Annotated in this window: 14 protein-coding genes; 2 read left to right on the forward strand and 12 right to left on the reverse strand. The window is 51.8% G+C overall.

Annotated elements, in window-relative coordinates; genetic code table 11:
• The first annotated feature begins 7 nt into the window (after positions 1–7).
• Entirely contained in the window at positions 8–4,210 is a 4,203-nt protein-coding gene (locus ACJJI6_RS21890; protein ID WP_475712049.1) for a YhdP family protein, read from the forward strand.
• A gap of 74 nt (positions 4,211–4,284) precedes the next feature.
• Positions 4,285–4,827, forward strand: a complete 543-nt coding sequence (msrB, locus tag ACJJI6_RS21895) for a peptide-methionine (R)-S-oxide reductase MsrB (protein WP_444907481.1) — start codon at positions 4,285–4,287, stop codon at positions 4,825–4,827.
• A 59-nt stretch (positions 4,828–4,886) separates the two neighbouring features.
• Here the strand turns inward: msrB and yjgA are convergent, their stop codons facing one another.
• The 12 genes from yjgA to ACJJI6_RS21955 all read right to left on the reverse strand — a co-directional run bounded on the left by yjgA (position 4,887) and on the right by ACJJI6_RS21955 (position 14,289).
• Positions 4,887–5,402: a ribosome biogenesis factor YjgA gene (gene yjgA, locus ACJJI6_RS21900; protein ID WP_475712050.1), complete on the reverse strand. Its 516-nt coding sequence runs from the start codon at positions 5,400–5,402 to the stop codon at positions 4,887–4,889.
• Between the two features lie 46 nt (positions 5,403–5,448).
• Positions 5,449–6,816, reverse strand: a complete 1,368-nt coding sequence (mgtE, locus tag ACJJI6_RS21905; RefSeq protein ID WP_413663049.1) for a magnesium transporter — start codon at positions 6,814–6,816, stop codon at positions 5,449–5,451.
• Positions 6,817–6,915: 99 nt separating this feature from the next.
• Positions 6,916–7,185 carry an HPr family phosphocarrier protein gene (locus tag ACJJI6_RS21910; protein ID WP_444918013.1) on the reverse strand — a complete coding sequence of 90 codons (270 nt, stop codon included), beginning with the start codon at positions 7,183–7,185 and terminating at the stop codon, positions 6,916–6,918.
• A gap of 19 nt (positions 7,186–7,204) precedes the next feature.
• Positions 7,205–8,065 (reverse strand): RNase adapter RapZ, encoded by an 861-nt coding sequence (gene rapZ, locus ACJJI6_RS21915; RefSeq protein WP_475712051.1) that lies wholly within the window; start codon positions 8,063–8,065, stop codon positions 7,205–7,207.
• A 105-nt stretch (positions 8,066–8,170) separates the two neighbouring features.
• Positions 8,171–8,632, reverse strand: coding sequence for a PTS IIA-like nitrogen regulatory protein PtsN (gene ptsN, locus ACJJI6_RS21920; protein WP_444896344.1), 462 nt, complete (start codon positions 8,630–8,632; stop codon positions 8,171–8,173).
• A gap of 3 nt (positions 8,633–8,635) precedes the next feature.
• A complete protein-coding gene (hpf, locus tag ACJJI6_RS21925) occupies positions 8,636–8,926 on the reverse strand; it encodes a ribosome hibernation-promoting factor, HPF/YfiA family (RefSeq protein ID WP_475712052.1) in 291 nt (96 codons plus the stop codon).
• Between the two features lie 196 nt (positions 8,927–9,122).
• Positions 9,123–10,589, reverse strand: coding sequence for an RNA polymerase factor sigma-54 (locus ACJJI6_RS21930; protein WP_475712053.1), 1,467 nt, complete (start codon positions 10,587–10,589; stop codon positions 9,123–9,125).
• A gap of 194 nt (positions 10,590–10,783) precedes the next feature.
• Positions 10,784–11,509: an LPS export ABC transporter ATP-binding protein gene (lptB, locus tag ACJJI6_RS21935; protein WP_413663044.1), complete on the reverse strand. Its 726-nt coding sequence runs from the start codon at positions 11,507–11,509 to the stop codon at positions 10,784–10,786.
• Positions 11,510–11,601: 92 nt separating this feature from the next.
• Positions 11,602–12,159, reverse strand: a complete 558-nt coding sequence (lptA, locus tag ACJJI6_RS21940) for a lipopolysaccharide transport periplasmic protein LptA (RefSeq protein ID WP_444940946.1) — start codon at positions 12,157–12,159, stop codon at positions 11,602–11,604.
• Complete coding sequence (gene lptC, locus ACJJI6_RS21945; protein ID WP_475712054.1) at positions 12,146–12,712, reverse strand: LPS export ABC transporter periplasmic protein LptC; 567 nt, start codon at positions 12,710–12,712, stop codon at positions 12,146–12,148. Before lptC ends, lptA begins: the two co-directional genes overlap by 14 nt.
• Complete coding sequence (locus ACJJI6_RS21950; RefSeq protein ID WP_445362329.1) at positions 12,712–13,251, reverse strand: KdsC family phosphatase; 540 nt, start codon at positions 13,249–13,251, stop codon at positions 12,712–12,714. Before ACJJI6_RS21950 ends, lptC begins: the two co-directional genes overlap by 1 nt.
• A 66-nt stretch (positions 13,252–13,317) precedes the next feature.
• Positions 13,318–14,289: a KpsF/GutQ family sugar-phosphate isomerase gene (locus ACJJI6_RS21955; protein ID WP_444896349.1), complete on the reverse strand. Its 972-nt coding sequence runs from the start codon at positions 14,287–14,289 to the stop codon at positions 13,318–13,320.
• Positions 14,290–14,307: the final 18 nt, after the last annotated feature.

Consider the following 14,307-nt stretch of genomic DNA (forward strand, 5'->3'; position numbering starts at 1 on the left):
GAGCTTATTGTCAGCGCTCGGTCCATGCCTGTTTGGTGGTGAGGGTATAGCGATGGTTGTAATACGCTGGATTGCAAGAAAGTTCTGGTTACTGTCGGTAAGTTTGGTGATTGCACTGGCAATCATCGTGCAAACAGGCCGACTGCTGTCCCCGCAGGTAGAGAACTATCGTCCGCAGATTAGTCATTGGCTTAGTGAGCAGCTAGGCGTTCCTGTACAGATGGATCGTATTTCCCTGCGTTGGGAGGCCCTTGAAGTTGCATTGCAGCTGGATGGACTGCGCCTGGGGGAACACGGTGAGCTGAGAATGGGGCACGGCCTATTCCAGCTGGATCTACTTTCCAGTATCTGGAACCGGGAATTGGTCTGGAAAGACCTGCAAATGAATCAGTTTTCGGCCGGGCTCAACCGCGATGAAAATGGCCTCTGGTATCTGCAGGGGTTTCCCGATGCCCCGCTTAAGCTTGAAGGCAGCACTGCACCCGACCCCGAAGCGGCAGATCCGGCCCGCCTATTCCAGTTGAGCCCCAAAATTCAAATCAGTGATGCAGCGATCACTGTGCGCCTTCCCGATGAGCAGCTGGCAGAAATCAATTTGCCTGAAATCCAGCTGGAAAATAGCGGAGATTTTCACCGACTGACTGCACGGGCTTTTATTTCCCGTGAAGGGGAGAGCAGCCAGGTTGATGAAGAGACCCTACGGATTGTGTTAGAAGGGCGGGGCAACCCCAAAGATAAAGAGCACTTCTCACTGCGCGGCTATATGCAGCTTAATGAGTTGCTACTGGATGAAGACATTGTCAGCTTGCTTCACGAACTCACCCCGTTACCTGACCGGTTTCACTGGCAGGGGAAGAAGTGGGCAGACGGCCGCTTGTGGTTGCATAGTGATGCCGTAAGTGGGTATCGCATAGTGGGCCAGGTGGACTTGGCCCAAGTAGAAAGCCTGACCGATATGCAAAGGGCAGGAGATGATATAGAAGAGCATACACTGGCTCCGTTACGCGCTTTTTCTGGCAACTTGTCGGGCCGCTGGTTGCCGGGAGAGCACTGGCGATTAGCGCTGCAGGATATTGAAATCGATTGGCAGGGCTTGAAAATGCCATCGCTGAACCTGCAGGTTAACAGTGACCAAGAGGGTATAGCCCTGATGGCCGATCTGGTCGATCTCGCTGGTTGGAGCAGTATCTTAAATCGCTTGTCGTTACTAGAGGGAGCTGCAGATGAATGGTTGCGTGCACTAAAACCCCAAGGTCAGTTGCGCAGCCTGCGTCTGCGAGCTGGTGCAGACCGGCAGTTAGAGATCAGCGCAAACTTGGAAGATATTGCGGTCGAGGCGTTTCGAGGAGCCCCGGCAATTACCCAGTTGAGTGGATATCTACAGGTTGAGGGCGCCAGTGGCCGGGTTGAACTCGACGGTTCCCCCCTCGGAACGCACTTTCCCAGTCTGTATAAGAATGCTTTTGGGTTCGAGCAAGCCAGCGGCACCATAGCCTGGGATGTCGATAAGGCGTTGAACGAAGTCTACGTATTGTCGGGCCCGCTGATGCTTGGCGGTGAACTTGGTCAGGTCGGTGGTCAGTTTATGCTGTCACTACCCTTCCACGCCCAAACACGACCTGTGGATCTGGTGCTTTCCCTATCGATAAAAGATGCGGGGGTGATTACCCAGGAAGAGCTGGTGCCATTTGTGGTTAGCGATGATTTGCGCAGCTGGTTGAAAACTGGCCTGGGTAAGAACAATCAAGGGCGCGTTGAGAGTGCGGCCTTTATCTATCGCGGTAGCAGTTATAGCAAAGAGGGTAAAGAAGAATCCCTTAAAGCATTCGCGACTCACCAGAAGCGCAGAACGATTCAGTTGGCGCTCGACTTTTCAAATGCGAGCCTGGACTACGCCAGTGAGTGGCCTGAGGTCAGGGATGTGGATGGCCGTTTGTTGCTCGATGATGAAATTGTGCGGGTCAATGCCGATAAAGCCAAGCTCTGGAATATGGATGCTGGAAATATTCTGGTTGCGGTAACCCCTCAGAAGGGTGGAGGCTCACGCCTTGATGTACAAACTGAGGTGGTTGGACCCGCTACCGATGGGTTGCGACTATTGCGTGAATCACCACTCAGGGATCACCTTGGAAGTGCCTTTGATGATTGGAGTCTGACGGGGAATTTGGATGGCGTTGTATCCTTAACTCTACCCTTGGGACAGTCATCCGTAGTTCCCGAGCAACAGGTTGAAGTCAACCTGAAGCACGGTGACCTTCAACTGAAAGGGCTCCGCCTCGATGCGACTGCGTTGAATGGTTTGGTGAAATACGATAGTGCGACAGGCCTTGAAGGGACCCAGCTGAATGGCAAATTGTGGGGCCGCCCGCTGACTGCTCGTATCCAACATATTGGCGAGGGGGATGCACGGGATACCCAGGTGGTTATCGACGGCAATGCATTGGTTGAGTCGGTACACGCTTGGAGTTCGCGGCCAGAACTGCAGTGGCTGGAAGGAGAAATGGATTATCAAGCCCTGGTGACCATTCCTGCAAAATCAGCGGAAACCCCTTACGCCGCAGTATTTGAGCTCACTTCCAACCTGGCCGGTGTGGCTGTAAACCTACCTGACCCACTTGGCAAGACGGCGGAAACAGAAACCAATTTTGTATTGCGAGTGCCGATTGGAGAGCAGGGCAGCTTGTTCCACTTGGACTATGGAGAACATTTACAGGGGCAATTCTGGCTGATTGATGGAGAGTTAGATCGGGCTGCAATCGCCTTGAATGCTGAGGCAAATTTGCCCTCCAAACGGGAGTTGACGGTCACTGGAGATATTTCCACTGTTGACTTGCCTCGCTGGCAGTCTCTGCTGGATATTTACCAGTTGTCTGAACCAGCGAAGCCAAGCGCTGCCAGTTCTGTTGCAAGTAATGCAGAAAATCCAGGAGAGGCTGCGGGTAGTGCCAGTGAGCCACTTCCGATACGCCTGGATCTCAGTACAGATCAGCTTCGGTTGGGCTCTGCAGAAATTGAGCATATCCATGTTACCGGTGAGGGAGTGGGGACGGATTGGAAGCTCAAATTTGACAGTGAAATGATTGCAGGAAATCTAACAGGCTTATTGGATGGCAGTACACCGTTACGCCTCAAACTGGCTCATTTGCGTCTGCCTCAGCCAGAGAAACCGGCTGAAGTCAGTGATGAAGCTTTTCCCTTAGACCCCTTTGCGGAGGAGGTAGTAGCGGATCCTTTGGCGCAGTTTGATTTTACTAGTTTGCCTCAAATCAATTTTAGTGCTGATAACCTGCAAATAGGTGAAGAGGCCCTGGGCCCCTGGTCATTTAAGTTGAGGACAGCTGCAGATCGTTTGGTGGTGAGTGATATCCACGGCACGGTGAGAGGGCTCCGCATCGAGGGACAGGGCAAACACAATGGCGAGCTAGGTGCAGAATTGGTGTGGATGAGGGGTGCCGAGGGGCAGCAATCATCACAATTTATCGGCCGATTGGTGGCTGATGATCTTGCAGATATCCAGCGCAAGATGGGCCATGAGCCGTTGATTGAGAGTAAATCGGCGATCTTTGAAACTGCTTTGAAGTGGGAGGGGGCCCCGACTCAGGTGAAAGGAAGCCTTCTCTCCGGAGAGCTTAAGGTTGATATTCGCGATGGCCGATTCCTGCGATCAACCGGTGCGACAGGCTCTACCGTGTTGCGTCTATTGTCACTGTTTAATTTTGATACCTGGGCGCGACGTTTGCGTCTTGATTTCACTGACCTTTACAAGAGTGGTATGGCTTTTGATAGGGTGCGTGGCGAAGTAGTCTTTGAAGGCGATGGTCAGCTTTTAATCGCTGTACCCATCCAGGTAGAGGGACCCACCAGTGAACTGCAGATGGCGGGGCGGGTTAATTTAGTCCGCGAAGATCTGGATTTAACGTTGGTGGCTACTTTGCCAGTTGGGAATAACCTGGCTTTGGTTGCAGCTCTAGCCGGTGGCTTACCTGCAGCTGCGGGTGTCTACCTGATCAGTAAGGCATTTAAAAAGCAGGTGAAAAAGGTCGCCAGTGTCAGTTACCGAATTAGTGGTGGCTGGTCAGACCCGCAAATGCGATTTGAGAAATTGTTTGATGGAGATGGCGCCAAGCGAGAGGGCGCGGTTCTGGACCACGAGGGGAACAAGACACAGGTTGGGGTCGGCTCTGAAGAGAGGTCTCCTCCTGCAGCTTGAGTTTTAATATCCAGAGGCAGTGTGCAATAGCCATCTAATCTTAGTGAGGATCCCCTGTAAAAGGAGCACTGTAGATGGCGTTGCATTCATTATTGCCCCTCCTTCTTTTTACAGCCGTCACTCTTTCGGCGTGTTCTGAGGCAGATGACCATCAGCGCGACCAGAATATGACGGTCGCTCAAGCTGAAAAGCATATTGCAGAGGGGACTGATCTCGATCAGATCCCTAAGTCTGTGTGGAAGCAGATCCTGCCAGAGGATCGCTATAAGGTTCTCTGGAAAAAAGGTACCGAGCCCGCTTTTAGTGGCAAGCTTCTGAATAACAAAGAGAAAGGGATTTATGTCACAGCGGGTTGCCGTTTACCGGTTTTCAGCTCTGAGCAGAAGTTTGAATCGGGCACTGGTTGGCCCAGCTTTTGGGATGTTGCCTACCCACAAAATATTGTCTTAAAGGACGATTACAGCTGGGGCTTGAAGCGGACTGAGGTGTTATCAAAGTGCGGGGAACACTTGGGGCATGTTTTTAAAGATGGCCCGGAGCCCACTGGTTTACGCTACTGCCTAAATTCTCTCGCCCTGGACTTTGTGCCGGCTTCTGGGGATAAGAAATCGCAATAACTTCTGGTGTCTAGATTGCGGGCGCTGCCAGCCAGTTAACTCTGGAGCGCCCGGAGCCCTTATTCCGCTTCCTGGATAAAGAAGTCGCGAAGATAGCGGAATAATTTTCGTTGATTGGTTGGTGGCTTATTGTTTTTGATTTCTCGATGGGAGTCCCTAATCAGTTGGCGCAGCTGTTGATGGTCGACACCGGGATGCTGGTCAAAGAACTCACCCTGGGCACTATTGCCTTCTTCCAGTAGTCGTTTGCGCCAGTCTTCAGCCATTTTATCGAAACGCAGGTGTTGTTGGTCGCGCTCTTTAAAGCGGCTCAGCACTGTTTCTATCGCTTCTTGGTCGGCACTGCGCATCAACTTGCCGATGTACTGCATCTGGCGCCGGCGAGCTTCATTGGATTTGATCCGATGTAGCGTAGCAATAGCCTCCTGCAAGTCCTCATCTATGGGGACTTCAGCCAGTTGGGCCTTGGAGAGCTCGGTTAGTTGCTTGCCGAGATCCTGCAGCTCGAGCATTTCTTTTTTGACCTGAGTTTTACTTTTCGGCAGGTCGTCATCGTAGTCGTCGTATTCGTACATCTTTGATTCGCTTTCGGTAAATAAGGGGGCTTGGTTCAGAGGTGGTTTAGCTAAAGTACCAAGTGGCCAAGCCCAGAAAAGACATAAAGCCTACTACATCGGTGACTGTAGTAAGGGCTACCCCGCCGGCCAGTGCCGGGTCTATATTCATGGCACGCAATGCTACTGGTAATATCGCTCCAGCGAGTGCGGCGGTTAATAGGTTGATTATCATGGCGGCAAGGATAATTACCGCAATCCATATATCGCCAAACCACATGGCGGTTATCAAGCCCATCACAAGCGCCCACAAAAGAGCATTGAGTGCCGCCGAACCCAGCTCACGGGAAAGTAGCCAGCTTAAATTACTGCGTCCTATCTGGCCTAAGGCCATACCGCGAATGACCACTGTCAGCGTTTGGCTACCGGCCACGCCCCCCATGCTGGCGACGATGGGCATTAGGACTGCTAGGGCTACCACCTTGTCCAGGGTATTTTGGAACAAACTGATCACCCAGGAGGCAAGCAGAGCTGTGAGCAGATTAATACCCAGCCAAACGGCCCGACGCCGAGCAGTGCGCCCAACTGGGGCAAAGGTGTCTTCCTCCTCATCGAGGCCGGCAAGGCTCATCAGGGAGTGATCTGCATCCTCTCGGATAACATCTACTACATCGTCAATGGTGATTCGCCCCAGCAGGCGGTTATCTTCGTCGACTACTGGTGCGGTAATCCAATCATATTTCTCAAACAAGCGCGCGACTTCAGTGTCGGGCATATCTGCGGGTATGGGTTCCACATCGGTATTGACCACTTCGCGAACTGTCACCGATGGATCTGTGGTGAGAAGTTTGGATAGTGGCAAGAGACCGATATATTGGCCCCTCCGGTTAATCACAAAAAGGCTGTCGGTAGATTCCGGTAGTTGTTCATGGCGCCTAAGGTAGCGAAGTACCACATCTAGAGTCAGATTGGGGCGGACAGAGATGGTGTCCGTATCCATTAAACCGCCAGCAGTGTTCTCATCATAGGCGAGAACACTTTCAACCCGGAGACGGTCGGTTTCCGTCATCGATGAGAGCACTTCGGCAACAACCCGCTCCGGCAGCTGCTGAAGTATATCGGCGATGTCGTCGGCATCCAGGCCTTCCATCACCTCCACCATCTCCTCGGTATCCATAGTGGCGAGGATCTGGCTGCGCACATCGTCGGTGAGTTCCTGCAGGACCTCACCCTCTATTTCCCTATCCACCAAATTCCAAAGTACCTGGCGGATACGCGGTGGAGAGCTCTCCAGCAATTGCGCAACACTCTGGGGAGTCAGGGTCTTGAGCATGCGCCGGACTTCTTGTCCCGTACCGCTATCCAGCGCGGCATACAGCTCACCCAGCTGATTCTGTGCGCGGAATTTGATTTCGGCTTGGGGAGAGCTGGGCACAACAAGTCCTTACTGCTAGTGGTGGATTTGGGAGGCGATGTAAAAGCTTAGCGATTTAATGTTTAGAGTGAGCTTTTCGTGGCAATAGTATACTGGCCTCTATTCAGCTTCGCCGAATCGATTGGAGATCAGTGTGCTGATAGCTTCTAGGGCGGCACTTTCATCTGTCCCCTCTATTTCCAGTTCCAGCTCCGTGCCTTTGCCTGCAGCTAGTAACATTAGGGCCATCACACTTTTTCCATCTACGGCTTTACCCTGGCAATGCACTTTAATATTGGAGCAGAACTTGGAGGAAGTCTGCGCGAACTTGCTTGCAGCGCGGGCGTGCAAGCCGAGTTTATTGATGATGGTCAGTTGGTGTTTCTGCATTGCGCTGCTCGACAAAAATCTATTTTTGTTGCTCCCTGTGGCGTATCTGGACGTTATCAAACTCTTTGGAAAATTTCTTTACCAGCTGTTCAACCATATAAACTGATCGATGTCGGCCCCCAGTGCAGCCGATAGAGACACAGGTGTAGCTGCAATTACTTTTCTGGTAGGAGGGCAGCCAGTTTTCCAAAAAGTTGGTGATGTCAGCCTCCATCTTTGCGGTCTCTGGGTGAGAGCGCAAGAATTCAGCGACCTCGATATCCTTACCGGTTTTTTCTCTTAGAGCTGGTTCCCAGTAGGGATTGGGTAGACAGCGTAAGTCAAAAATCAAGTCTGAATCCACAGGCACGCCATACTTGAACCCGAAGGACTGGAAGAGAATCGCCATGCTGTTTGATTGTTCACCAACAACACGATTTTTAATCAGTTCGCGCAGTTGGTGCAAACTCAGGGTGCTGGTATCAACAACCATATCCGCAATGGTTGAGATAGGGGTGAGCAGCTCTTTTTCCTGATTGAGAGCTTCTAGCAAATGGGTGCAATCATTGCTGAGAGGGTGCTTCCGTCTGGTCTCACTGAATCGCTGTACTAAAACCGGCTCGCGGGCATCGAGATAGATAACATCACATTGAACTCCTGCCTCGCGCAAGGACTCAATAACACTGGGAGCCTGTCTTATGTCTTGCCAGAGGTTGCGGGCATCGACGCCCAGGGCCAGGGGTGTGTTTTCTTTTGGCGGTTGTGCCTTGACCCTCTTAACCAGCTCCGGGAGCAGGCTGGTGGGAAGGTTGTCGATACAATTGAAGCCGACATCTTCCAGTAATTGCAGTGCAGAACTTTTTCCGGAGCCGGAGCGTCCACTAATTATCACCAAGCGCATGGAGAGCCCTTTTCTTTGATCAAGTCTTTATTATTTCGCTTGTTGCACTACCTGAACAATGAGGCGAATGTCAGCTCTGAGACTCAGTTACTAACAAAACCTCCTCTAGGCGGCTGCGGTACTATCAATAGCGAGGGCATATAGCTCATCACTACTTTGTGCTTGCCTTAGCTTATCTCTAACCTGGCTGTTGGAAAACAGAGCGGCAATTTCGGCTAGTGTATCCAGATGTTCCTGCTCAGCATCTTCGGGGACCAGAAGAGTAAATAGCAAATCGACAGGCTGGCGGTCGACAGAGTCAAAATCAATGGCGGGCTGGGTGGTACAGAGAACCCCAATGGGGCTATCACAGCCGGGTAACCTGCAATGGGGAATGGCAACACCATCGCCGATACCGGTGGAACCAAGGCGCTCACGGGCGATCAGTTGGTTAAAAACTGTATCGGAGTCGTGTTGGGGATATTGTTCGGCGATGGCCTGGGCAATATTGAGCAGTAGCTTTTTTTTGCTGCTCCCCGCCAGATGGCAAAGGCTAAGGCGGGGAGAGAGTAATGCTTCCAGTGTCATAGTTCAGCGATGGTTCTGCAACTTCTCTTTGTGTTTTTTCAGTTGGCGGTCCAGCTTATCGGTGAGCGCATCAATTGCCGCGTACATATCTCTGTCTTCGGATCCAGCACAGAGGTCGTGACCATTTATGTGTACCGTCGCCTCAGCTTTTTGGATCAGTTTTTCGACGGATAAAATTACTTGCGCGTTGGTGATGTTGTCGTAATGTCTGGACAGCTTCTCCATTTTGTTTTCGCAGTAGCTGCGCATAGGTGAGGTAACGTCGACGTGGTGGCCACTAATATTGATCTGCATGGATTTCTCCTTAAAGGTGCATCACAAGCCGGCGCTCACCCCCTATCGGGTCGCAACCCTACTAGGAAGTGGGCCAGAATGGAAGGATACACTCAAATTTTGGATTTTGGTTGCAGGTTGGGGGCGGAAGGCGCCAGTAGCGTATGACTGGAGGTGGGTTGGGGGTCAAATTTATTGGCTGTGTTTGGGGTGTGACTCAAATGAGCCTCTTTCTCTCACTTGAGGAGGGGATACCCATAGATTCGCGGTATTTCGCTACCGTTCGGCGCGCAACCTTGATGCCTTGCTTGTCCAGCTCCTGAGTGATCTTGTTATCTGATAGCGGCTTTCGAGGTACTTCTGTGTCAATCAGCTTGCGAATTAGGGCTCGAATGGCGGTGGATGACGCATCCTCACCGGAATCTGTACTGACGTGGCTTGAGAAGAAATATTTGAGTTCGAAAACTCCCCGTGGAGTCAACATATATTTTTGGGTGGTCACTCGGGATATGGTGGATTCATGCATGCCAATGGTTTCAGCAATATCTGCCAGAACCATTGGTCGCATTGCCTCTGGGCCTTCCTCAAAAAAGCCTTGCTGCTTATCCACAATGGACGTGGCGACCTTTAGCAGGGTGTCGTGGCGGCTCTGTAGGCTCTTCAAGAACCAGCGGGCCTCCTGCAAGTGATCCCGCATGAAATTGTTTTCCCGGGAGTTATCCGCCCGTTTTACCAAGGAGGCGTAGTGGCCATTAATCCGGATCTTTGGAGTGATTTCTGGATTAAGTTCGACCAGCCAGCGGTGATCCTTACGGGACACAATAATGTCGGGAATGACATAAGCGGGCTGTTCCCCGCTGAACTCCTCACCTGGGTTGGGGGTTAGTGTCTGGATAAGGCGGATCACTTCGCCGAGCTGAGCTTCGTTGAGGCGTGTGCGTCGGGTGAGTTGCCTGAAATCCCTTTTACCAAGTAATTCCAGGTGGCGCTCAATAATGGTCTGCGCCTCCTTTAGCCACAGAGTTTCCGCTGGTAGCTGCTTGAGCTGGAGTAGAAGGCACTCTTGGAGGTTTCTGGCCCCACAGCCAGCTGGTTCGAATTGTTGTACAGCTTTAAGGACTGCAACTACCTCATCTTCTTCGAGCTGAAGGGAGGTGGCTACGTCATCAACGGTGGTATTGAGAAGACCGTTTGGGTCGATGGCGTCAATAAGGTGCTCGCCGATCCATTTATCGTGACTGGAAAGTGCTGTCAGGTTTAATTGCCAGCGCAAGTGGTCTTGAAGTGTGTCGGTGGAAGAGTTGCGCTCAAAATTGGGGTCGTCGCCCTCGGCGGGGCCACTGTAGCTGCTGTAAATGTCGTCCCACTGAGAATCAACGGGCAGCTCTGTTGGAATATCCTGGTTCCAGTCGGAATCACCAACCTCTTTTTCCTCAGCGGCTGCGTGGTTTAAATCCTCCCCTACAGCGGCTGGTGGCTCTTGTTGTGCGTTGCTCTCGGTATTGGCTGTTGCTTGTTGAGCCAGATCTTCACCCTCAGCTTCCAGCATTGGGTTGCTGTCGAGGGCTGCCTGGACTTCTTGCTGTAAATCTAGTGTGGAGAGCTGCAGGAGGCGTATTGCCTGCTGCAACTGGGGGGTCATAGTTAGCTGTGCGCCGAGTTTGAGCTGGAGAGACTGCTTCATAATTTAAAGTTGCAGGCCAGTGCGACAAAGGGTTCGTCAAAATTAACCCGAGATGGCGCAGACTACCTTGGCCCTCAAACTATTACAAGCAATAAGCATGCCGACTATTGCCTGCCAGGAGGTCGATTTCTATGTGGAGTATGATATGTTTTTCGAAATTTTACCTATTGAGTTACGCCTGTCATCATTTGCCATTAAATGGTGAACTCGTGTCCCAAATAGACTTCGCGCACTTGCTGGTTAGCGAGGACATCATCGGGCGTGCCTGAGGCAATAATATGTCCCTCGCTAACGATATAGGCGGTTTCACAGATATCCAAGGTTTCCCTTACGTTGTGATCTGTGATCAAGACGCCAATATCCCTGTCCCGCAAGTGGCGAATAATGTGTTTGATATCGTTCACTGAAATAGGGTCGACACCAGCAAAAGGTTCATCGAGCAAGACAAAGCTTGGGTCTGTAGCCAGGGCTCGTGCAATCTCTACCCTGCGCCGCTCTCCGCCGGATAGAGCCATTCCTAGGCTGTTTTCGATGTGTGTAATGTTGAACTCTTCGAGCAACTCCTGGGCCTGCTCTTCGCGCTTTGCACGATTGAGCCCTTTTCGGGTTTCGAGGATTGCGAGAATATTGTCACGTACTGACAGACGTCGAAAAACAGAGGCTTCTTGGGGTAGGTAACCGATTCCCTTGCGGGCGCGCCCGTGCATTGATAGGCGGGTAATATCTTCGTTGTCGATTAGGACTTGCCCGGCATCGGCCTGCACCAGTCCTGCGATCATATAGAAGCAGGTGGTTTTCCCGGCTCCATTGGGGCCAAGTAAGCCAACGACCTGTCCACTTGAGACGCTGACAGAGACATCTTGGACAACTTTTCTTTTCTTATATTGTTTGGCGAGGTGTAACGCTTGTAGCGTTGGCATAATGAGTCCTGAAATCTAACCGCAGCCGAGACAGGCCGCGGATTACATCATTGTAAATAGCGCTGTTTTACAGGCATTGAAATTTGGGTGGATTACTGATCTGTGTCGGTATTTGTTTCAGTTGGCTCGCTGGATTCGGTGCTCTCAGGTTTCCAGATCATCTCAACTCTGCCTTGACCAGGTTGGCTGCGAGCGCTCATTTGCTCAGTAGCGAGATCGTAGTCGATTTTCTCGGCAGTCAGGGTGTTGCCATCGCGATCGATATAAGCTTGCCCTGTGAGCTGCAGTTCTTCAGAGCTGATGACATACTCTATGCGCTCAGCGCGGGCTTTAACTGGTTCCTCGCTCTCCAGTATCTTTTGCTGGAAGTGCGCGGGGCGGCCCACAGCAATGACCCGGCTGATTTCATCGCTGGCCGTAAAGTACACTTCCACGCGATCTGCCCTGATTTGGAGTGAGCCCTGTGTGATGACCACATTGTCACTATATACCACTAAGTTATTGGCGCGGTCGGCTGACATAGATTCCGAGCCCACAGAGATTCTCTGGGTTCTATCATCAGGTAAAGCCTGTGCTACGGTGGTAATAGCTGCCAGCGTAATCGCAGTGAAGGTCTTAAGCATAGAGGGATAGCGGTTATTGGGTGTCATAGCTGCTCTTCACGTCGGATAGAATTTCCATCCGGTTTTCTTTCAGGTAAGCGCGCATCCCCGTTCCTTTAGTGCGGTTGGGGCCGGAGCTAATAGTAACAACTTTGTCGGTCTCGGCGAATTCCCTGTCAGGGAAGATTGTGATTCGCGGTGTCTCCAATTGGATGCCATTCGGGCCAGGGAGTTCATCAATTTGAACGTCGCCACTAAGTACGATACGTTCTCCTCGATTGAAGGCCACCCCCCTTTTGGACCGAGTTGCCCACTTGGGCTGGTCGTCCGTATAGAACAGCATGCGCGGCTCTTTAAGGTTGGCTCGATCCCGACGTTTAAATTGAAAATAGGTGATTTGCTCTGCATCCACTCGATAAGCTAGGTTGCCTGCCTGGTCAAAATGGCGAGTTTCAGCCCCTTTGATAACAAGGTCCGCAGCCCGATTTTGTTGCTGAGGAGTGGGTCTTTTGCCTAAGAACTGTTCTGGTGGACTCTCGGAAAACCAGAGCCCGGCACTTATAAGCAGAATGACCAGTATGAGAGGCAACCACGAGCGCATCATTTTTCTCCGATATAGGGGGCGAGCGCCGCGTCAAAGGTCCCTTGTGCAATCATAATGCGGTCGCAGACTTCGCGTACAGCACCCTCGCCGCCACGGGCCTCTGTGATCCACAGGGCTCGCTCCCGTACGGGGGGGGCTGCATTAGGTGGTGCGATGGGACATCCGATCTTGGTCATTACCAGTAGATCGGGATAATCATCCCCGACATAGGCGATATCTTCCAGGCGGCATGACTCTTCAGAAAGTAACTCCTGTAGTGCGGCAAACTTGTCCTCCCGGCCCTGAATCAATTTATTGATACCCAGGTCGTGTGCTCGGCGCTCTACAACATTACTGCGCCGGCCGGTAATGATTGCTACACGTACACCAGAGTTTTGCAGCATTTTAATGCCGTGCCCATCCAGAGTGTGAAAGGTTTTGAGTTCGTTGCCGCTATTGTCAAAATAAAGCTTGCCATCTGTCAGAACACCGTCCACATCCAGAACAAGCCAGCGGATATTATTCAGGGAATCATTTAATTTTTGTTCGGGTATCACCGGAGTAATCTCTCTTCGCCTTTGATTGTGAGGGCAAAACCTGCGTATTAATTGTCCGGTATTATCTCAGATAACTCCGGCGCGCAGAATATCGTGCATATGGAGTACGCCGACAGGGTGGTGGGCTTCATCTTCTACTACTAATGCAGTGATTTTGTAGTCCTCCATAATTCTCAGGGACTCTGCAGCGAGAGTGTCAGCAGAAACCGTTTTAGGGCGGCGGCTCATCACCTCTTCCATTACAGCTTTGTCGAGTGCGATTTTTTGATCTATTACTCGGCGCAAATCGCCGTCGGTGAAAACGCCGAGTAATTCACCGTCGCTATTTACAATAGTTGTCATACCGAACCCTTTGCTGGTCATCTCTAGCAGGGCTTTTGATAGCAGCGTCTCTGGAGTTACCTGGGGGAGTTCATCGCCCGCATGCATCACATCCTCAACCTTTAGAAGAAGTCGGCGTCCGAGGGCTCCGCCGGGGTGGGAGAAGGCAAAATCTTCGGCAGTAAAACCCCTGGCCTCGAGCAGGGCGACTGCAAGTGCGTCTCCCATCACCAGAGTAACTGTTGTCGATGAGGTGGGGGCCAAATTGAGCGGGCAAGCCTCTGTGGCTACTGAGATATCCAAATTGACTTCCGCAGCTTGAGCCAGAGGGGAGTCAGTTTTTCCTGCCATGCTAATCAGTGGAATGCCCAGGCGTTTTAGCAGAGGCAGTAGGGTGAGGACTTCAGCGGAGGAGCCAGAGTTGGATATGGCTATGACTACATCATCCCGGGTGATCATACCGAGATCACCGTGGCTCGCCTCGCCGGGGTGAACAAAAAAGCTTGGTGTGCCAGTACTGGCAAGCGTAGCAGCGATCTTGCGGCCAATATGCCCAGATTTCCCCATGCCGGTAACTATCGTACGGCCGCGGCATTGCATGATCATTTCACAAGCACGCTGAAATTCGCCATTAACTCTGTTTTCCAGTGCTGCTACCGCTTCGGTCTCCATGCGGACGGTGCGGCGCCCGGCTTCCAAGATCAGATCCTGTGTCATCAACTGCCTCAAATCGCT

The organism is Microbulbifer maximicatervae (SeqCode), from assembly GCF_056232625.1.